The 20,977-nt window shown below is 65.5% G+C and carries 14 protein-coding genes and 2 tRNA genes; 7 read left to right on the top strand and 9 right to left on the bottom strand.

All coding sequences use genetic code 11. The annotated features are described in order from the left end of the window. The coding region (locus FHW94_RS23105; protein ID WP_210425822.1) for a hypothetical protein at window positions 1–188 on the top strand (188 nt) is incomplete at its 5' end. Window positions 189–285: 97 nt separating this feature from the next. Here the strand turns inward: FHW94_RS23105 and FHW94_RS22275 are convergent. From FHW94_RS22275 to FHW94_RS22255, 5 genes are all read right to left on the bottom strand, one after another. Next, window positions 286–1,347: a glycosyltransferase family A protein gene (locus FHW94_RS22275; RefSeq protein ID WP_168558036.1), complete on the bottom strand. Its 1,062-nt coding sequence runs from the start codon at window positions 1,345–1,347 to the stop codon at window positions 286–288. Continuing rightward, complete coding sequence (locus FHW94_RS22270) at window positions 1,344–3,872, bottom strand: DegT/DnrJ/EryC1/StrS family aminotransferase (protein WP_168558035.1); 2,529 nt, start codon at window positions 3,870–3,872, stop codon at window positions 1,344–1,346. The genes FHW94_RS22275 and FHW94_RS22270 overlap by 4 nt, the downstream gene beginning before the upstream one ends. A gap of 152 nt (window positions 3,873–4,024) precedes the next feature. Next, window positions 4,025–4,098, bottom strand: a tRNA-Cys gene (locus FHW94_RS22265). Between the two features lie 98 nt (window positions 4,099–4,196). Continuing rightward, a complete protein-coding gene (locus FHW94_RS22260) occupies window positions 4,197–4,913 on the bottom strand; it encodes an RlmE family RNA methyltransferase (RefSeq protein ID WP_168558034.1) in 717 nt (238 codons plus the stop codon). A 19-nt stretch (window positions 4,914–4,932) separates the two neighbouring features. Next, on the bottom strand, window positions 4,933–6,057 hold the full coding sequence (locus tag FHW94_RS22255; protein WP_168558039.1) for a Ppx/GppA phosphatase family protein: 1,125 nt from the start codon (window positions 6,055–6,057) through the stop codon (window positions 4,933–4,935). A gap of 545 nt (window positions 6,058–6,602) precedes the next feature. Between FHW94_RS22255 and FHW94_RS22250 the strand changes: the two genes are divergently transcribed. Beyond that, a tRNA-Gln gene (locus tag FHW94_RS22250) sits at window positions 6,603–6,676 on the top strand. Between the two features lie 611 nt (window positions 6,677–7,287). Here the strand turns inward: FHW94_RS22250 and FHW94_RS22245 are convergent. Then, window positions 7,288–7,497, bottom strand: coding sequence for a LuxR C-terminal-related transcriptional regulator (locus tag FHW94_RS22245; protein ID WP_210425824.1), 210 nt, complete (start codon window positions 7,495–7,497; stop codon window positions 7,288–7,290). 332 nt (window positions 7,498–7,829) lie between these two features. Between FHW94_RS22245 and FHW94_RS22240 the strand changes: the two genes are divergently transcribed. The 3 genes from FHW94_RS22240 to FHW94_RS22230 all read left to right on the top strand — a co-directional run bounded on the left by FHW94_RS22240 (window position 7,830) and on the right by FHW94_RS22230 (window position 13,005). Next, the gene (locus tag FHW94_RS22240) at window positions 7,830–9,173 is read left to right on the top strand and encodes a gluconate:H+ symporter (RefSeq protein WP_168558032.1); all 1,344 of its coding nucleotides are present in this window, start codon (window positions 7,830–7,832) and stop codon (window positions 9,171–9,173) included. A gap of 14 nt (window positions 9,174–9,187) precedes the next feature. Next, entirely contained in the window at window positions 9,188–9,865 is a 678-nt protein-coding gene (locus FHW94_RS22235) for an FCD domain-containing protein (protein WP_168558031.1), read from the top strand. Window positions 9,866–9,978: 113 nt separating this feature from the next. Further along, window positions 9,979–13,005, top strand: coding sequence for a glycosyl hydrolase family 28-related protein (locus tag FHW94_RS22230; protein WP_168558030.1), 3,027 nt, complete (start codon window positions 9,979–9,981; stop codon window positions 13,003–13,005). Window positions 13,006–13,053: 48 nt separating this feature from the next. Here FHW94_RS22230 and FHW94_RS22225 read toward each other — a convergent pair whose 3' ends face one another. Beyond that, entirely contained in the window at window positions 13,054–13,548 is a 495-nt protein-coding gene (locus FHW94_RS22225) for a gluconokinase (protein ID WP_168558038.1), read from the bottom strand. Window positions 13,549–13,867: 319 nt separating this feature from the next. Between FHW94_RS22225 and FHW94_RS22220 the strand changes: the two genes are divergently transcribed. Both FHW94_RS22220 and FHW94_RS22215 read left to right on the top strand, forming a co-directional pair. Further along, complete coding sequence (locus tag FHW94_RS22220; protein ID WP_168558029.1) at window positions 13,868–16,867, top strand: TonB-dependent receptor; 3,000 nt, start codon at window positions 13,868–13,870, stop codon at window positions 16,865–16,867. 460 nt (window positions 16,868–17,327) lie between these two features. Further along, the gene (locus tag FHW94_RS22215; protein ID WP_168558028.1) at window positions 17,328–19,562 is read left to right on the top strand and encodes an EAL domain-containing protein; all 2,235 of its coding nucleotides are present in this window, start codon (window positions 17,328–17,330) and stop codon (window positions 19,560–19,562) included. Between the two features lie 201 nt (window positions 19,563–19,763). Here the strand turns inward: FHW94_RS22215 and FHW94_RS22210 are convergent, their stop codons facing one another. Both FHW94_RS22210 and FHW94_RS22205 read right to left on the bottom strand, forming a co-directional pair. After that, window positions 19,764–19,979, bottom strand: a complete 216-nt coding sequence (locus FHW94_RS22210) for a hypothetical protein (RefSeq protein ID WP_168558027.1) — start codon at window positions 19,977–19,979, stop codon at window positions 19,764–19,766. 256 nt (window positions 19,980–20,235) lie between these two features. Then, complete coding sequence (locus FHW94_RS22205) at window positions 20,236–20,694, bottom strand: Arm DNA-binding domain-containing protein (RefSeq protein ID WP_168558026.1); 459 nt, start codon at window positions 20,692–20,694, stop codon at window positions 20,236–20,238. Window positions 20,695–20,977 lie beyond the last annotated feature (283 nt).

Raw genomic sequence — 20,977 nt, 5'->3', positions numbered from 1 at the left:
AATCAATCCCCGGTTCATCACCGGAAACCAAAGCCGTCCGTAGCTATCTGGCGACCAACACCGCAGCACCTGGAAACAACCAAGCCGCCGGAAAAACCGGCTGCACCGCATCGGTGAAGCGGCATATATGGAGGCTCTCCCCAACCGTCAACGGCCATTTTTCCACATTCCTTCCACAGGCGCCATAAATTGATATTTTTCAGATATTTGGATGTCAATTTTCTGGCTTTTTTCCTGCCCCGCATGCGGTCCGCATGATTCTCTTGGACGCACGAAAGCCGAGAATCAGGCCTGCTTGAGTCGCGACGCTAGGGCCCGCCCCGTTCCGATCAGCAAGGACGTGGCCGAACGCATGCGCGAGGCGGGATTGCGCGTCAGCCCGGCGGGGCAATGTGCGGCCACCTGCGCCCGCGACAATGTGCCCGAACGCACGCATGCATCGGCCAGGCGCCACCACAGGCGCCCGTACTCGGCCATGATCAGCGCCAGATCCGTTGCATCGGGCTGCCGCGTCATCACGAAATGTTCGTGCACCACGCCGACCAACCGCCCAACCTCTTGCAGCGCGGCCAGATCGGGCGCCGGAACCCCGCCGGTGAAATGATGCAGCACCAGCCGTGCCGCCTCGGCGGCATGGGCGCCGAACAGCGCAGCATAGGGCTGGGCGAGCACTTCTACCGCGCTTTGCTCCATGCGCGCGGCATAGCGTTGCGACGCGCCGCCGGGATGGATGCGATAGGTGGCAAGTGGCGTGTCGATCCGCGCGATCGCGCCGAAGCGGGCCAGGCGATGGTAGAAATCGAAGTCCTCGGCATAGAGCCGGTCGGTTCGCTCGAACACCTCGAGCCGCCGCGCCGCATCGGCACGGAACATCACCGAAGACCACACCAGTGGGTTGCCCAACTGCAAGCGCCAGTCGAGCAATGAAGGCGAGGTTTGCAGCGGTGCGCGCGGCGGCAGGATCGCTCCTGCTTGCAAAAGATCGACCGCCGAAGCCACCAGCACCACATTGGGGTGGCTTTCGAGAAAAGCGTGCTGCGCGGCAAAGCGGGTGCGGTGGCACAAGTCGTCCTGGTCCAGCCCGACGATGTAGCGCCCTCGCGCAGCAGCAAAGGCCGTGTTGCGCGCCACCACCGGCCCGCCGTTGCGCTCTGCCGCGATCACGCGCACGCGCGGGTCGCGCACGCGGCGTAGCCGATCCAGCGTGTCGTCGGTGGAACAGTCGTCCACCACCACCAGTTCAAAATCGGCCAAAGTCTGCGCCAGCACGCTGGCAATGGTCTCTTCGATCAGCGGACCGCCGTTATAGGCCGCCATCACCACGCTGATCAGCGGCGCGTCGGTCATGCAACGGCCTGCTGCGCCCCTGGCGCCTGGGCAGCGGCCGGCAGGATTGCATCGACAATCATTTGGCCCACATCGTTTTGCCACAGCCACAGCCCGTTGGCATTGCCACGGAAACTGGGCTCGCCGCCCAGCGGCCCCCATGGGACGAACCCGGCGGCCAGCCCGATGCCGTAGACGCCGGGCACGACCTGGCCCGCCGCATCGCGCACGCGGCAGTGACGGTCGACCAGCGGCCCTGGTTCAGGCGCATCGGGCGCGAGCACGATCGGAGCACCATCCGCATCGAACAATGGCAAGGCGCGCGGACGATAGCCCGTGGCGCCGATCACCACGTCTGCCGCATCAAGCACGGCCCGGGCCGTGGCGTCGTCATGCTGGCCAAGTTGAAACAGCGCCAGGCGCGGATCGGGGGCACGCCCGCCCACGGCCAGCATGCGCAAGACCAGTTCCCGCGCTTCCAGCCGCAAGCCGGCCAGGCGATAGACAAAGCCGCTGACCGGGCAGACATCGGCGTCGCTGAAATCGGTAAAACCCTCGGCCAGCGCCGCCTCGCGCGAGGGGTAGAACGGCCGCAGCGGGCGGCGATGCATCAAGGTGATCGCACCCGCACCCAACGGCAACGCGGGATCGGACTTGAGCAGCAGAACCGCCGCCGCCACCGCGCTGGTCGATCCGCCAACGATCGCAATGCGCGGGTTGCGCACGTCGGCCAGGCGCTCTCGCAAGGCTTCGGGCCCGCCCAGGCGCAGGAATGCGTCGGACAGCACCAACCGCTCACCGGCAATCGCGCCCAACGTGCCCCCGGCAATCTTGGCATCCTGCACCGACTGCGGGCATTGCTGGCCGCCCGTCGCCAGGACGATATGGCGTGATACCAGGTCCTGCGCCTGCCCCGCACCATCGCGAACGGTGGTACGCCAGCGACCGTCGCTTTCGCGCCGCGCACAGATGGCAGCATGGCCGGTCAAGACCCGCGCGCCATGCTCCAGCGCCACGTCGCGCAAGCGATCACCGGTCACGGCCAAGAGGTCGCCGGCTTCCACCAGTGGTGCGCCCAAGGCGCCAATATGGCGTGCCATGCCCAGCCCGGCCGGATGATCGACCAGGGCGGCCAGTTCGGGATGAACGTTGTCCTTCACCGCGCTCAGAAAGGTTTCGGCCGTGCTGTCGGACCGGATGGCATAGCGACCCAATTCGCCGCGCCCCAGGGCATCGCCCTGTTCCACCACGGCAAGGCCGCCGGCCAGTTCCGCCAGCCGGTTCTGCTTGCTCGCCGCCGTGAGCATTGCCGTTCCGGCCGGGCCGCCGCCGATCAGCACCGTTTCATGCGTGGTCCTCGCGGGCATGGCGCTCGCTCCTCTGCTCCCTTCCTGCCGGCCAAGCGCGGCCACGGCGCCAGCCAGATGATCGATTACCACGTCCACGTCGCCCAGGCTCATGCCATCGGTGATCGGCAGGGACAGGACGCGCGCGCCCAGATCGTCGCTCACCGGCACGGGTTCGATCAAGGCGTTGGCCTGGAACCACGGCTGCTGGCCCAGGTGCGGGCTGAAATAATGCCCGCTACCGATGCCCTTGGCCGCCAAGGCAGCGATCAGCGCGGCGCGCTGGCCGGCCAGTTCGGGCGGCAGCAGCAGCGACCAGAACTGAAAGGCCTGCCGCCCCTGCTCCATCGGCGCCGGCGCGGCAAACCTGGGCCCCAACCGGGGCAGTGCGGCGCGATAAGCGTCGGCCAGGGCAGCGCGATGGTCGCAGACCTGGCCCAGTTCGGCGAGTTTGGCCGAGGCGAGTAGCCCGCCCACTTCCGACAACTTGGCATTGAGGCCGGGCATTTCTGCCGCCCGCGCGCTACCAAAGCCGAAGTTGGTCATCTGCCGCAACGCTGCGACCAGGGCCTTGTCGCCGCTATGCACCAGCCCGCCCTCTGCCGTGGCAAAGGTCTTGGTGGCGTGCATCGAGTACACCACGGCAAAAGGCGCGCCCGCGCCGAAATTGCGACCGGCCGCATCGGAACTGCCGAGCGAGGCGGCCGCGTCGATGACCACCGCCACGCCATGGCGGCGCGCCAGCCATGCATAGCGATCGAGATCAAGGCTGCGGCCAAATGCGGCATAGGGCACGATGGCGGCCACGCGCTCGCCATGGCGGGCCAGCAACTGCTCTTCGATGCGCGGATCAGAGGCCCAGGTCTGTGGATCCACATCGTGGATCAGCGGGGTGAGCCCGGCCCACTGGGCGGCCTGCGCGGTGGCGGCAAAGGTAAAGGCCGGGACCAGCGCCAGCGCGCCGGGGCGGATACGCTTGGCGGCGGCATGACGTATGGCCAGGATCAGGCCCAGCGTGGCATTGGCCACGGCCAGGCAATCGCCCTGCCCGCCAAACAATTGCGCAGTCGCTTCCGCTTCGAATGCCCGCACCGCAGGGCCGCCATTGCTGAAAATGGCACGCGCCTCGATCGCGGCAAGGCCTTGGGCCATGCTGCTGAGACGCGGCGGATTGGGCGCGATGAGCGGAATCGAAGGCATCGACACGGCGTTCCTGGCAGCAAAGCCCATAACAGGCGACGCCACCTGTTTGCCTTGCCATCCCTAAGATGCCGTTAGCAATGCTTTAGAATGCAGACCGGCGAGATCGGAAGCGCCGGCATGGCCGCCAAACTTTTGCCGAGCGCTGGAAATGGAGGCCCGAGCCGGAATCGAACCGGCGTAAACGGATTTGCAGTCCGGTGCGTCACCACTCCGCCATCGGGCCTCTCTTCGCGCGGCCCCTAACAAGGGCCACGGGTGGGAGAGGGGCGGTTAGCTGAGAGCGGCGCGCATCGCAACGGGATTCTTTGGCCCCGGCCGGGATTATCCCCGGCCGTGCACGTCTGCCTCGCCAAGACCTTGGTCTTGGGGTGTTTCCGCCCGACCCTTGAAACCTTGCGCGATCACGTACCACTCCGAGGAATCCTTGCGGCTGGCCGGCGGCTTGGCATGCTTCACGCTGGAAAAGTTGCGCTTGAGGATTGTCAGCAGATCGCCGTCGGTACCCCCGGCAAAGACCTTGGCGACGAATGCCCCGCCCGGCGCCAGGGTGTGGATGGCAAAGTCCACCGCCGTTTCCACCAGTCCCATGGTGCGCAAGTGGTCGGTCTGCTTGTGGCCCACGGTGTTGGCGGCCATGTCGGACAGCACGAGGTCGGGCGGTCCGTCGAGCGCGCCTTCCAGCGCGGCCGGGGCTTCGTCGGCCATGAAGTCCATCTCGAAGATGGTCACGCCCTCGATCGGTTCGGTGGGCAAAAGATCGATGCCCACGACACGGGCCTGCGGCGCCTTCTTGCGCACCACCTGGCTCCATCCGCCAGGCGCAATGCCAAGGTCGACCACGCGCTGCCGCCCCTTGAGCAGGGCAAAGCGCTCGTCCAGTTCGATCAGCTTGAACGCGGCGCGGCTGCGCCAGCCGTCGGCCTTGGCCTGCTTCACATAAGGATCGTTGATCTGGCGCGAGAGCCACCGGGCCGAAGACGCGGTGCGCTTCTTGGCGGTTTTCAGGCGCTCGTGCGGGTCCTTGCCGGAACGGCTCATAGGATGACTCCGGAACGGCTCATAGATTTGCTCCGCTATTCAGTTGGCGCAAGGCCTCGCGGCTGCGCACGGCATCGCCGCCGGTCGCCATGAGGGAGCGCAGGATGCCTTCGCGGATGCCGCGATCGGCAATACCCAGCCGGTCGGCTGGCCAGATGTCGAAGATGGTTTCCAGAATCGCGCAGCCGGCCACCACCAGGTCCGAGCGTTCGCGCCCGATGCAGGGCACGGCGATCCGCTCGGCCGGGGACAGGTGGGCCAGCTTCTGGCTGATGGCGCGCATCGATTGGGTGGGCACGATCAGCCCATCGACCGCGCGCCGGTCATATTGCGGCAGCCCGAGGTGCAGGCTGGCCAGCGTGGTCACCGTGCCGCTGGTGCCCAGCAGGCGAATGGCGCCATCGGCGAGGGCCTGGGCACGAGTGGGCGCGATGCGTTCGATGAACGGGGCAAAGCCCTCGGCCACGCGCGCGCGCATCTCGGCATAGGCGGCGGCGCGCGCGGCAGGGTTGTCGGCAATCGGCCCCACGCCCTCGGTCAGCGAGACCACGCCCCAGGGCACGCTTTGCCAATCCAGGATGCGCGGCACCGGATCGGCCGGATCGACCAGGACCATTTCGGTCGATCCGCCGCCGATGTCAAAGATCATCGCCGGGCCATCGCCATGTTCGAGCAGGATATGACAGCCGAGCACGGCCAGCCGGGCTTCTTCCTGCGCGGTGATGATGTTGAGCCGGATGCCGGTCTCACGATGAACCCGTTCGATGAATTCGGCGCCGTTGCTGGCGCGGCGGCAGGCCTCGGTCGCCACCGAACGCGCCAGGTGCACATTGCGCTTCTTGAGCTTTTCGGCGCAGACATGCAGCGCGGCAAGCGCACGATCCATCGCCGCATCGGAAAGGCGGCCGGATTGTGCCAGCCCCTCGCCCAGCCGCACCACCCGGCTGAAGGCATCGATCACCACGAAATGGCCGCCTGCAGGGCGAGCGATCAACAGGCGGCAATTGTTGGTGCCAAGGTCGATCGCGGCATAGGCCTGGCGATGAAACGGCACCGGCTTGTGCCAGGCGCGCGCGCCTGCACCGCCCAGCGCGGACCCTGGCTGCGGCGCAAACACCGATTCCGGCGCCAACTGGGGCACCATCACATGCGGCGCCGCAGCATTCGCTTCCGCCTCGGGCAAGAGATCGGGGGCAAGCGCGTCTGGCGCGGCAATGTCCACGCCCAGTGGCGCCGGTGCGGTCTGCGCAGCAACTGGGGCAGCGCCGTTGCCGATCGTCTTGCGGTTGCCCTTGCGCGCGGCAACACGGGCGCGGCCCCGCCCACGGGCCTTGCTTTTGGACTTTGCCGGTACGGCGCCTTGCGCCGCGCTATGGCCGGCCGGTGTGACGGTGGGCGACTGACCGGCGGCATCGGGCACGGGCGCGGCCTTGCGCGGCCCTCGCTGCCTCTTCCGTCCGCCGGATCGCGGCCCTCGTCCCCTGGCCGGCGGAGTGGATTCCGCCATGATGCAAATTCGCTTATGTTTTCCCGCCCGCATCGGTGCCGGTCGGGTACTTGATCGTCACCGTAGCGTCATGGCGCCCGCCCGGCAAGGTTCGCCCCGGAAGCCGCTCTGGCAGCCGGCTCGTGGCGGTGAAAAAGTGGGTTGACGCTCTGAAATGGCCCGCCTAGAGGGGCGCCTCCCGATGCCCCGTCGTCTAAAGGTAAGACTACGGACTCTGACTCCGTCAATCGAGGTTCGAATCCTCGCGGGGCATCCAGGATCTTCAGAAGTTTTACGGTTTTTCAGCAATTTGGCTGATTTGTCCGTTTTCTGCCCCCACATTCTACCCCACAATGCGTGAGCAGTGCGGCTGATCTTGAAACAAAGTTGAAGGCCATTCCAGGCCACAGGATGCGAATGGGCGTCGCCCACGCTGTACCTTATGATCTCCTCGACGATCGAGATACTGGCGATATTGAGCACAGCGCAAATCGCAGCCAATATGCCTTCCCGCCCTTGCGGTTCCTGTCCTGGCCGCCTCCAACACTACTTCAATGCAGCGCTAGGCGGCGTGGACAAATTTGAGCCAGTATCTGGCGGTGGCGATATGGACCATGCCGCCTAGCAGTTTTGATTCCGATGTATCGGCATGACCGGCCTGCAAAATTCCAATCGCATCCCAGCGGGGCGACGCATCCCGGCCCGGCTATGCGATGCTGATGCTGTTTTGCGCTGTTCAGGCAGCGTGCTGGAAGCCAGCGAAGCGCCGCCCATGCCGGTCTCGGCTTGCCGGCATCGGCATCGATGAGATCCGCCGTGGACGACTTCGCCTTCTCCCGCAAACGCCCCCTTGCTGCTGCGGCCCCTAAAAATCTATTTGCCGAAAACTTACCGGGCCAGAATCGACTGGGCGGCGATCGCCACCTGGGTGCGGTTGCGCACGTTGAGCTTGCGCATCAGGGCGGTCATATGGGCCTTCACGGTTTTTTCCGCGATGCCCAGGTCATAGGCGATCTGTTTGTTGAGCTGGCCGGAGCGCACGCCCTGCATCACTTTGAACTGGGTGGGGGTCAGGCGGACGGCAGGCGCCTCTGACAGGCGCTGTGCCGGCTGGTCCGGGCCACTGGTAGGGGCAAAGTCGCTCACCGTTGTCTCTCCCTATCGCCTACCGTTGCGGCATCTGCCGCGCGTCTGCCATGCTCGGACCAGCATTGCGAAGTCCAAGATCGGTTAGACAGCTTTTTGATATTATGCCGGAGTTATTCCGTCAATACACGATTTATTGCTGAAATTAGCGCATATCTGTTATACAACTTTCGCAGAACAATCACAGGCAGCCAGCGCCGTGGCGCGAGAGGAGAGCAGGATGGGCCATCACGGATCGGGGCAAGGAACGCGCGGGCAGTGTCAGCGTGGGCGGCGGTAGCGCAATGAGCGAGGATCTGCGCCTGGTCCTGGCCGCCCTTCTCGGCATTGGCCTAGCCATCGCCCTGATCGTGCGTGGGCGGTTCCATCCCTTCCTCGCCCTGCTCTGCGGCGCCTTTGCCGTGGGCATCGCGGTCGGCATGCCCATGGCCGAAACCGCCAAGGCCGTGCAGAAAGGCGCAGGGGATGTGCTGGGCGGCACCGGTCTCGTTGTCGCGCTAGGCCTTTCGCTCGGAGCCATGCTGCAATTGTCCGACGGGGCGGGCGCGCTGGCCCGCAGCGCTCTGAACCATGGCCGGCCGGCCGCGGCCCCGTGGCTGAGCATGGCGGTGGCGCTGCTGATCGGACTGCCGCTGTTCTTCGAAACGGGGGTGGTGCTGCTTTTGCCGATCGCGGCGGCGGCCGCCGCGGCGATGACCGGGCCGGCCGATGCCGGCACCACGCGGCTGCGCCTGCTGCTGCCGGCGCTGGCCGGCCTCTCCACGCTGCATGCCCTGGTGCCGCCCCATCCCGGCCCGCTGCTGGCGGTGGACGCGCTGCATGCCAGCCTGCCGCGCACCATGCTCTATGGCCTGCTGATCGGCGTGCCCACGGCGATCGTCTCTGGCCCGCTGTTTGCGCTGTGGATCGCGCGCCGGGTTCGGCCAGACGCCCCGGTGATGACGCCCGCCGTGCCGCTCGTCGCCGCAGCCGGCGTGGGCCGCGCGCTGCTTTGCGTGCTGCTGCCGGTGGTGCTGATCGCCGCCGGTCAGGTTGCCGCCGTGGCGCCGCCAGCCATTGCCCCGCATCTCGCCTGGCTCGGCCTGGCCAGCAATCCGGTGCTCGCGCTGGTTCTCGCCAATCTTGTCGCCCTGCCGCTGCTGTTCGGCCGGGGATTTAGCGCGCCGGCGATCCAGGGCGCGATCTGGAAGGAAGCGATGGCCCCGGCCGGCGCGATCATCCTGGCGATCGGGGCGGGCGGCGCGCTCAAGCAAGTGCTGGTCTCGGCCGGGCTGGCCGATTTCCTGGCTCATCTCGCCGCCCACGGCGGCATTCCCGCGCTGCCCATGGCCTGGGCCGTGGCGGTGTGCATTCGCCTTGCCACCGGATCAGCCACGGTGGCCACGATCACCGCCGCCGGCATCATGCCCGGGGTGGTCGCCGCCACCGGAGCCTCGCCGGAATTGACCGTGCTTGCCATTGGCGCAGGCTCGGTGTTCTTCTCCCACGTCAACGATCCGGGGTTCTGGCTGGTGCGCAGCTATCTCGGCACCAGCACGCCCGATACGTTCCGCACCTGGTCGGTGCTGGAAACGCTGATTTCGGTGGTGGGCCTGGTGCTGGTACTGGCCGCCGGATGGCTCGTTTGAAAAAAGGGAGGACCATGCACGAGGAACGCCTGGCCGATCGCGCCTATGCCGGGATCGTCGAACTGATCAACACCGACGATCTCCAGATCGGCGATCGCCTGCCCTCCGAAACGCGCCTGGCAGAAATGTTCGGCATGTCGCGCACGGTGGTGCGCGAGGCGCTGGTCCGCCTTGCCTCCGACGGGTTTACCGAAGCGCGGCGCGGCGCCGGCTCGTTCGTCAAGCGGCGACCGTCCGAACGGCTGGGTAGCCACTTGCCGATGCAGAACCTGGCCGCCACAATGGGCAGCTATGAAGTGCGCCTGGTGCTCGAGGCAGAAGCGGCGCGCCTCGCCGCGCAGCGCCGCTCGGCCGAGCAGATGCTGGTGATCGAGCGCGCGATGGACTCACTACGCACCGCCTTGCAAGCGAGCGGCCCGGCTCACGTGGAAGACATGGAACTGCACCGCGCCATTTTCGAAGCGACGGCCAACCCGATCTTCGTCTCCAGCTTCGATCACATGCACGACGAAATCGACCGCATTCTGCGTGCCGGGGTGGATATCTCGCGCTCCCGCCCGCCCGCCGCGATCAACGCCATGATCGAGGAGCACGAACTGGTCGTCGACGCCATCCGCGCCCAGGATGGCGATGCCGCCGCGCTCGCGATGCGCTGGCACCTGTGGCAGGGGCGCAAGCGGCTGATGCCCTGAGCGCCGCAAATACCGAAAAGTTAAGACCATGGTCGCGCCTGCCCCGGCGGGCGGCAGCGGCTATCCCGGCCTGATCGGGTGAGGAGAAGAACGCAATGCCACGGCAGGCCTGGATGATCGGATCAAGCATTCTGGCGGCCATTGCGCTCGCCCCAACCCTGGCGCAGGCCAAGGGGCCGTCGGTGTTCGACCAGGCGCCCAGGGATGCCCAGGCGATCACCGTGCGCGCGGTGGGCGATGGCAACGCCGACGATAGTGCCGCGATCCAGCAGGCGCTGGATCAGGCCGGGGCACGGGGCGAAGGCGTGGTTTTTCTGCCCAGTGGGCGCTATCGCATTAGCCGCTCGCTGTTCCTCTGGCCAGGCCTGCGCCTGATCGGCACCGGCAAGACCCGGCCCGTGCTCGTGCTCGGCGATGCCACACCGGGCTTCCAGCAGGGCGTGGCGACCATGGTGATCTTCACCGGGCGCGGTCCAAAGGGAAGCCCCACGGCCGGAGACGGCAAAGTGCCGTTTCCTCCGCCCGACGCGGTGCCGTTCAATCCGGCCATCGCCGATGCCAATTCCGATGCGTTCTATTCGGCCATGGCCAATATCGACATTGCCATCGGCGCGGGTAATCCGGCGGCGGTGGGCGTACGCTTCCACGCCGCGCAGCATGCCTATCTGCGGCACATGGATTTTCAGGTCGGTTCGGGCCTGGCCGGTGCCTACCAGGTGGGCAACATGGCGCAGGACGTGCATTTCCACGGCGGCCGCTATGGCATCCTGAGCGAAAAGACCTCTCCCGCCTGGCCGTTCACGCTGCTCGACGCCACGTTTGATGGCCAGCGCGAGGCCGCCATTCGCGAGCACGAGGCAGGCCTCACCCTGGTCAACGTGGCGCTGCGCAATGTGCCGGTGGGGATCGCCATCGACGAGGGCTATGGCGACTGGCTGTGGGGCAAGAACGTGCGCTTTGAAAACGTCAGCCAGGCTGGTGTGCTCATCGCCAACGCCGGCAACGCCTATACCCAGATCGGCTTCGACAATGCCGTGGCCAGCCGCACCCCGGTCTTTGCCCGCTTTCGCGAAAGCGGCAAGACCGTGGCCGGCGCCGCGCCGATATACCGGGTGAAGAGCTTCAGCCACGGTCTCACCCTGCCCGGCCTGGGCCTGCCCGGCACGTATGAAACGCGCATGGACCAGGCCGCGCTTGCCGCCCTGCCCCGGCCCGGTGTCCCCGCGATCCGCCCCCTGCCCGCGCCGGCGCAATGGTCCAACGTGCGCACACTGGGGGTCAGCGGCGATGGCCGGACCGACGACACCGCCGCCCTGCAACGCGCGATCGCCACGCACCGCGTGCTCTATTTCCCGATCGGCCGCTACCTCGTCACCGATACGCTGGCCCTGCGGCCCGATAGCGTGCTGATCGGGCTCCACCCCGATCTCACCCAGATCGTGCTGCCCGATGGCACGCCCGCGTTCCAGGGCGTGGGCGCCCCGCGCGCGCTGGTCCTGGCGCCAGCCGGGGGGAACGCCATCGTCACCGGCCTGGGCCTGTTCACCGGCGGCATCAACCCGCGCGCCACCGCGCTATTGTGGCAATCGGGCACCAATTCGCTGGTGGAAGACGTAAAATTCCAGGGCGGCCACGGCACTCTGGCGGCCGACGGCACCCGCTTCGATCCCTACAACGACACCCACACCGCCGACAAGGACCCGCGCCGGCGCTGGGGCGGCCAATATCCCAGCTTGTGGGTCAATGCCGGCGGTGGCGGCACCTTCGCCAATATTTGGACTCCGAACACTTATGCCCAGGCCGGCATGATCGTGTCCGACACGCAGACGCCCGGCCATGTCTACCAGATTTCGGCCGAGCACCATGTCCGCACCGAATTTGGCCTCACCCGCGTGGCCAACTGGGAATTCCTGGCGCCACAGACCGAGGAGGAAGCCGGCGAGAGCCCGGACGCGGTCTCGTTCGACATCCGCGAATCCCGCAATATCCTGATCGCCAACCTCCACGCCTATCGCGTCACCCGTTCGCGCCAGCCGGCGCGGGCCGCCGTGCGGATCGAGCGTTCGGGCGATATTCGCCTGCGCAACGTGCACGTGAACGCCGAAAGCGGCTTTGCCACCTGCGATGAAAACGGCTGCGCCACGTTCCTGCGCGCCAGCAAGTTTCCATTCGAAAACGCGCTGCTCGACGTGACGCACGGCCTGGAAGTGCGCGAGCGCGAATTTGCCATGCTCGACGTACCCGCCAATCCCGTTGTGCCAGAGGCGACGAAGGTGCCGGTGACCAAACTCGCCGACGGCTTCTTCTCCGCCAGCGGCGGCGTGGTCGATGCGCAGGGCAAGCTCTATTTCATCGATCATTTCCAGCAGCGCATTCACGGCTGGAGCGAGACCGAAGGGCTGACCACCGAACGCGATTCCCCGCTCGATCCGGTCAACCTGGCGATGGACCGGGCGGGCAACCTGATCGTGCTCTCCGCGCTCGGCCGCAACGGCACAGTCTATGCGTTCAAACCCGGCACATCAGCGCAGGCGCTGACGGTGATCCCGCCCACCGCCGCCGCCATGACACCGGCCCCCGACCGGCTCACCGCCCTGCCCGGCAACCTCTGGGTCAACGGTGAGTTTCGCAGCCAGCTCGATCCGGCGAACTACCGCTTCACCACCCTGGCAGAGATGTTCGCCCGCGATGTGGCGCTGCCAAAGGCGCAGGAATATGTCTCGCTCGACGGCAGCCTTGCCATCCCCGCCTATCGCGTGTTCCAACAAGGCCCGGCCGACCATCTCGGCTGGCGCTTTTCCGATACGCTCGATGCCTATGGCCTGGTTACCGCCAGGCCCGACGCGCGGGTATTCCTGAGCAACGAGTCAGAAGACCGGACCTATTCCGCCCGCCTCGGCGCGGGCGGCGCGGTGACAGACCTGCAACCCTTTGCCGATCGCGGCGGGGAAAGTGTGGCATCAGGGCCAGACGGACGCGTCTACATCGCCAATGGCCAAGTCTTCGTCTACGACGCAGCAGGCCGCCCGATCGACCGGATCGACGTGCCCGAACGGCCCGTGCAATTGCTGTTCGGCGGCAAGGACGGGCGCACGCTCTATATCCTCACCCACCACGCCCTCTTCGCCGCGCGGCCCTGAGGGAACTGAACCCGCAAGCGAGCTGCAACGCTACAATGCGCGCAGCAACTAAGCCGCGAGGCGCTGGGCGATCCAGGCCAGGATCGCGTCGGCAAGCCGATCCTGGCCCTGCGTGGAATCGAGAGTAAGCGCCGGCTCATCCGCGCCGGGTCGCTCCAGCGTGTCCAACTGGCTATCGAGCAGGCTCGGCGGCATGTAGTGCCCTGGCCTGTTGCCCATGCGCCGGGCCAACTCCGCCAAGGGCGCATCGAGCAGGGCAAAGGCGATCGGCTCGGCTGTCGCGGCAGCCAGCCGCTCGCGATAGGCGCGCTTGAGCGCGGAACAGGCCGCAACCACCACGCCGCCTTGCCGCACCGCCTGGCCCATCGCTGCGCCCAGGTGATCGAGCCAGGGCCAGCGGTCCGCATCGGTCAGGGCGATACCCTCGCGCATCTTGGCGACGTTCGCCGCCGAATGGAATCCATCGCCTTCCAGGAATGGGCAGCCCAGCCGCCCCGCCAGCGCCGCGCCCAGTGTCGATTTGCCGCTGCCGCTCACGCCCATCACCACGATGGCCAGCGGCGCCACGCTGCGGCCTGCAATCTTGCCCGACACGTTCCTGTCCTTCCTGCTTTGCCGTCTCCGCACGGCGCGCGCCGCCCGGGTTGCATGACAGCCATGTCAACAGCGTCCTTAGCCGCGTCGGCGGCGCCCGCCCAATTAGGACCATGGTCGCGGCTGCGCCAGGCGCTGCGCGGCCCTATGCCCTCACCACGAGGAAACCCGGCTGCCAGCGCCAGGACCACGCACAAGATTGTTAGCGGTACCAAGCCAGGCTGGGGCAGTGCCACCGGCCAAGGGACTATCCATGGGGGAGATTTCGATGACCACCACGCCCATTGCCCAGTCGACCAGCAGGCCACTGCGCACCGCCCTTGCCAAAGGCAGCGCACTCCTGGCGCTGGCCTGGGCCTGCCCGGTGCTGGCGCAAGAGGCCGCGCCGGCCGCTTTGCCCGAAACCCCTGCCCCGGCACCGGCGCCCGCGCCCAGCACCGGGGAGATCGTCGTCACCGGCTCGCGCATCACCTCCAGCGGCTTCAGCGCGCCCACCCCCACCCAGGTGCTCAGCGCGGCAGTGATCGCCAAGAGCGCGCAGCCCAACATCTTTACCACGATCGCCCAGTTGCCCTCGCTCCAGGGCAGCACCGGTGCGACGTATGGCACCAACAGCACGTCCAGCGGCACCCAGGGGCTTAGCTCGTTCAGCCTGCGCGGCCTTGGGCCGATTCGCACGCTCACCTTGCTCGACGGGCAGCGCGTGGTCGGCGCCAATGTCACCGGCGTGCCCGATATCAGCCTGTTCCCGCAGTTGCTGGTCGAGCGGGTGGACGTAGTCACCGGTGGCGCCTCGGCGTCCTATGGTTCGGACGCGGTGGGCGGCGTGGTCAACTTTGTCACCAACACCCACTTCGAAGGGTTCAAGGCCAACGCGCAAAACGGCATCACCACTTATGGTGACGATTACAACTACACGTTCCAGGCCGCAGCCGGGAAATCCTTCATGGATGGCCGTCTGCACGTGGTGGTCAGCGGCGAATACAGCCATGAGAATGGCATCCCCGCCTATGGTTTCGGCGAAGGCCCCGGCCCCAACGGGCGCGACTGGTACGAGACCGAAACGCTCATCAACACCGGGCTGCACACCGATGGCACGCCGCAATACCGCAACAGCAAGCATGCCCAAGCCTATCAATACACAAAGTATGGCCTGATCACCGCCGGCCCGCTCCAAGGGATTGCCTTCGACCAGAGCGGCAAGCCGTTCATCTTCGTCTACGGCTCCAATGGCGTGCCGGACAAGAACGCCGCGGGCACCGTAACCGGCTGCAACAACGGCTTCTGCGTGGGCGGCGATCTTTCCGGCAACGTTGGCAATGGCACCAGCTTGCAATCGGAAATCACCCGCACCAATGGCTATGGCCGCATCGGCTTCGATATCGATCCCGACAACGAGGTCTATGCCACGGTCAACGTGGCGCGCGTCACTTCCAACAACACGCCCAATCCGGGCGCGGCCAAGGCGAATTCCCTCACCCTGCAGTGCTCCAACCCGTTCGTGCCCACCTCGATCCAGGATCTGTGCGCGGCCAACGGCATCACCAGCTTCAAGTATGGCGTCAGCAACGCGGTGCTGCCCAAGTTCATCAACGTCAATCCGGTGCGCCAGCAGTACCGCTTCGTCGCCGGGGCCAAGGGCAAGATTCCGTTCCTGGGCAGCGACCTGCACTATGACGCCTATGTCGAGCATGGCGAAAACATCACCGACATCACCGTCAGCAACATCACGCTCAACGCCCGCTACAACGCGGCGATTCAGGCGGTGCGCCTGGATGACGGCACCATCGCCTGCGCCGATGCGGCCGCCCGCGCCAGCGGCTGCGTGCCGCTCAACATCATCGGCGGCGCCACCCCCAGCGCGGCGACGCTGGCCTATATCACCCCGGCCCACGGCCCGCACCAGCATACCCGCCAGACCCAGGACGTGGCCAGCATCGCGTTCAACAACCAGCCCTTTTCCACCTGGGCCGGCCCGGTTTCGCTGGCATTCGGCGGGGAGTGGCGCCACGAATTCTACCGCGTGAAAGGCGATCCCTATGGCAACGGGGTCACCGCCAGCAATCCCAACACCGCCGATTATCCGGCCGATCCGCTGCTAAACACCGCCGGCAACAACTGGTACGCGGGCAACTATCACGATGGCAGCGGCAAGTATTCGGTCTACGAAGGCTTCCTTGAAGCGAACTTGCCGCTGGTCGATACGCCCGGCGCGGGCAAAGCCAATCTCAACCTGGCGGGCCGCGCCACGCATTACAGCACCTCGGGCACGGTCTACACCTGGAAGGTCGGCGGCACCTGGCAGACGCCGGTGGACGGCATCCGCCTGCGCGCGGTGACCTCGCGCGACGTGCGGGCGCCCAATCTCAGCGAGCTCTATGCCGCGCCGATCACGGTCACCGTGCCGGGGCTGACCAACCCGTTCAACAACAACCAGCCCGTCACGGTGCAGCAGAACACGATCGGCAACACGGCGCTCAAGCCGGAAATCGCGCGCAACACCGAGGCTGGCATCGTACTGTCACGCCCCGGCTGGGCGCCGGGGCTCAACCTCTCGGTCGATTACTATCGCATCAAGGTGAAAGGCGTAGTGTCTTCGCTCAGCGCGCAGCAGGAAGTGAACTACTGCTATGGCGGGGTGACGCAACTGTGCAGCGCCTTCGATCTCAATGCCGCCACGCCCTATGTCAACGTGCAGGCGTTCAACCTCGCATCGATCTTCACCGACGGTTTCGATATCGAGGCCAGCTACCAGTTCCGGCTCGACAGCCTCGAGCTGCCCGGCAACCTGACCTTGCGCGCGCTGGCCACCAATGTGCGCAACTACATCACTGATATCGGCCTGCCCAACACTATTCCCACCCAGGGGGCCGGCGTCAACGCCGGGGCCACGCCCAAGTGGAAAGTGCTCGCCACGGAAAGTTGGGATACCGATACGTTCAGCCTGACCTTCACCCAGCGCTGGTTCAGCGCGGGCAAGATCAGCAACGAATACATCGAATGCCAGACCAATTGCCCGGTGCAGACCGCGCAACAGGCGACGCTCCACCCTACGATCGACAACAACCGCATGCCCGGTGCGTTCTATTTCGACGTGGGCGCCACCTACAACGTGACCAAGGCGATCACCGCCTATGCCAAAGTGGACAACCTGTTCAACCACGATCCTGCCGGATCGCCGCAGACCAACACCGGGATCGACGTGAACCCGCTGCTCTACGATGTCATCGGGCGGATGTATCGTATCGGCGTGCGCGCCAGCTTCTGACCAGCCCCTCCCTCACCGCCGGTCCCGCTCCCAGGGACCGGCGGTCCTTTTTGCCCGGTGTTGCCACAGGCCTATCCATTCCCGCCGAGCAGGAACGCGATATAGCCGATACTCTGGCCATGCTAGGCGGCGCATCTGACAGGGCGCGGCCCTAAGTGCATCTGGGCTTTGGCTCCGATGGCGCGATCTGAATTGATGTCGGCGAACCGCGTCCGACCATGAAAGCTGGTTCGTAAAAGTCTCCGCGCGCACGGATCCGGCCACTTTGCCCCCCCAACGGTTCGACCGGCCCGCGCTGCACAGGCTGGCGTGCATCCGCGATCCGTGAATGGATGCGTAATCCCATGTTGTGCGAGGTAAGCGACAGCCCCTAACGTCCGCGCGGCAAATACCGATCCACACCGGGCCGGTCGAGGTGAAGATTCACCCCACTTTAATATGTTTCGAGCAGCTTCTCTCGATGGCAATTTTTTACGCCGCGCTCGGGAAGATATACCGCATTGCGTTGCGCGTATCGCGGGCCGGCAGCACGTCCAATGCGACGTTGCTTACCGTGCTAATATGCCTTTCCGTGTTGACCTCGGTGCTGATCGTCAATGTCCTTGTCCGTAATGCCGACGAGCATGCCGATCAACTGGCCGCGATCTCGATTTCCGGGGCCATCGACCGCGAACGTTCGCGCATCAGCAACGAAACATTCATCAATGCCCACTGGAATGATGCCTATGCCCATGCCTATGGCACCATGGACGATCCCTGGATCGTGTCGCAATGGGGCACGCCGATCGGCTTGGGATATGTGATCGATGCTAGCGGGCACACGTTGTTCGCGCATCTTCCCACGGGGCACGAGCCTCCTCTGGCCGATCTGATCGGGCCCGACACGCTCCAGGCCTTGCTTGCCCGCGTTCCGCCGAACGAGGCCGCCGTCAGGAAGCGCGGCGATGCGACGGTGCTGATCGGCAAGGCCGGCAAGACCCCGGCGTTGATCGCGTTTTCGCCGATCGTGCGAGAACACGGCCCGGCAACCCTCGACCGATCCACGTATCGCATCTTTGTCGATATACGCCTGCTCGATGCCAAATTGCTGGACGAATGGGGCAAAGGCTTTGGGTTGCGGCAGCTCCGCTGGTCGCCAGATGACACCCTCGCACCGGACGAAGCCTCGACGCAGGTGCGGGATTGGTCGGGCGCGGTGATCGGCACGATTGCCTGGAAGCGCCTTGCTCCCGGGTCTTTGGCCGTTCGCGAATTGCTACCGGTGATCATCTTGTGCATTGTGCTGTTTCTGGCTGTCGCCGCCATTATCGCGCGCCGCATTCACAGTCTCAATCATGAACTCACGGTCCAGTCGCTCAGCGCCATCGAAGCTGGCCGACAGGAGCGCGAGGCGCGGCTGCTGGCCGACAGCGACGAGCTCACCGGGCTATACAACCGGCGGCGTTTCCATGCCGATCTGGAAAGCGCGGCGATCCCGGCCAATCTCCATGCCCTGACCGTAGGGTTGATCGATCTCGATCGCTTCAAACCGATCAACGATACGTTCGGGCACCTGGTAGGAGACCGCGTGCTGGTAGAGGTAGCCCGCTTGCTTCACGATACGGCGGGGGCCAGCGCCAGGCTCTATCGCGTGGGCGGGGACGAGTTCGCGATGATCGCGCGGCTGGATGGGAAAGCCGCGCTGGAGCTCGCGGAGCGGATATGCGCGGTCGTCGCCGCGCCAATGCGCATTTGCGATCGCCAGATCAGCGTGGGGGTGTCGATCGGGCTTGGTACTTTCGTCGACCCCGAGCTCGGACCGGTCGATCTTGCCAAGCGTGCAGACCATGCGCTCTACCATGCCAAGCGGGAAAAGCCCGGACGGGCCGTTCAATTCAACCTTGAGCTGGAACACCGGCTGCTGGACGATCACGTTATTGAAGCCGAATTGCACGCAAGCGAATTCGAAAACGAATTGCATTTCGACGTGCAGCCGATTGTTTCGATGAAATCGGGCGCCGTGGTGGGCGGCGAACTCTTGGCGCGCTGGACGAGCGCGCGCCTCGGCGCGGTCGAGCCGCAGCGCTTTATCGAAATAGCCGAACGCAGCACTCTGATCCATGTGGTGACGCGAAAGGCCATGCGTCACGCGCTAGAGCTGCTGGAGGTTCTGCCACCTGAAAAGACACTCTCGATCAACGTATCGGCCTGCGATCTACATTGCGTCGACACGGTCGATGCGATGCTCGCCATGGTCCGCAAATCGTCTGTCGATCCGCACCGCCTGTGTATCGAGGTGACTGAGACGGCGGTGATGCGCAACCTTGACGCGGCGATCACGGCCCTCCAGCGGTTTCGCGCGATCGGCATACAGGTTGCGCTGGACGATTTTGGCACTGGCTATTCCAGCCTGAGCAATCTCCACCGCCTGCCGCTTGACAAGGTAAAGCTTGATCGCAGCTTTGCCCTTAATTTTGACAACCGCTACAGCATATCGATCATCGATGCGGTCGTCACCTTGTGCCATTCGCTTGGGCTGGCCTGTATCGTGGAAGGGGTGGAGACCGCCTCGCAGGCCATCAAGCTGCAAAACATCGGTGGCGACCTCATGCAGGGCTACCTGTTCAGCTATCCACTGCATTCAAAAGTTTTTGTCGCGTTTGCCGCGCATTGGTCAGCGCAGAGCGAAGCGGCTCGCCCGCGCATAGCCGGGTAACTCGCCAGATCTCCCACCCTGCCCGCCGCGCCATGTCGCCGCCTCAGTTTCGTTGGCAAAGGTTGATTGAAGATTCGTCGGTTGATGCCAAGCGGCGTTTGGCTGACGGATTGGACTGCCGGACGAAGAGCAGGCGATAATCTCGGAATTACGGCCAGCTGGAAAAGGGGCTGCCGCACAGCGCAGGATAACCAGCGGTATTCAACAGCATGTTGCGGATTTTAGCATTCTGTTGCCTGGGCGGCGCCGGCCCATGTGCTGGTCAGGGCCAGCCGCCAGGGCCTGCGCCTCCGCCACCAAGGGAATGCGGCGGCTCTCGTTGGTCTTGGTGCGCTTGGCCGACAGACTCCAGACCTCACCCTCGATTTCATCGCTGGTGGCAAGCCGCACTTCGCTGGTGCGGGCAAGGGTCAGCATCAGGAAGCGCAACGCCCGTGCGGCTGTCGTGGCGAGCGTGCCCAACCACTGATAGAACTTGGGCGCCTCGGCATAAGGCAGGGCGGGAATGTGTTCGGTCTCGTGGCACTGCTTACCCAGCAGAGCGCATGCCTTGAGACAGGCCTGGAGATCGACGGCGAGCCCGAGCGCGGCAGCGTGGGTAAAGGTCAGACGCCTTGGCCGCCGCTTCAGGCTTGGTATGCCAGATCGGCGCCAGCAAGTCGCGCAGGGCGTGCTAGTCGATGTCCTCGATCGCGCGATCTCCGATCTTGGGAATGACATGGACGGTGAGCGGGGACAGCCAGCGCCCGGCCGCGCCAGCGCCTTTGAGCTGGGCCTTGCGCGCTTCGAAACAGCTGGCGATCGCCTGGGCGACCGTCAGGCGCGCGATCACCCGGTTCTGCTGGCAGCAGGTTTCGATCGGGCACTGCCCGGCGCTCAAGGTGGCGCGGGCCGCGGCGGCTCTGGCATCGGCCATGGAAACATCGGGCCAAGGCCCAAGTCCCATTTCGCAGCGGCGGCCCTTGAGGAAGTAGCGCAGCACCCACTTGCCCCTGGCCCGTTCAAGCTTGTGCAGCCACAGGCTCGCACCGTCACCATAGTGGCCGGGTGGCGCATTGCGCGCGGCGACGTGCGAGAGGATGTGCTGCTTTACCGATCCTTTCCTCAGCGGGGAAAAAAGGGGTGGTTTCAATCCCCCGTCTGCCCCCCGTTTTGCGTGCAGTGGGAGGATACACGATGGGTTGCGGTGAGGCAAGAAATGGCTGTTTTCAGCCATTTGGCGATTTTGTGAGCAGCCCTGCGAGGGGTGCTCGCACGGTCGAGAAGACTCGAACAAGCGTTCAACCCATTTATTTTAAAAGACTATTTTTCAAATGGGAAAATTCAGTCCCCCGTCTAGTCCCCCGTTCTCCGGACCCTGCATTTTGCTACGCAGCCAGTGCAGCTGTTCCCATCGCGCGCAAAGGCCCGCGAAC

The organism is Novosphingobium sp. SG720, assembly GCF_012275365.1.
In the GTDB taxonomy this organism is placed as follows: domain Bacteria; phylum Pseudomonadota; class Alphaproteobacteria; order Sphingomonadales; family Sphingomonadaceae; genus Novosphingobium; species Novosphingobium rhizosphaerae.
Note: the sequence above shows the minus strand (reverse complement) of the source record. Positions and strands in the feature narration are given on the sequence as shown.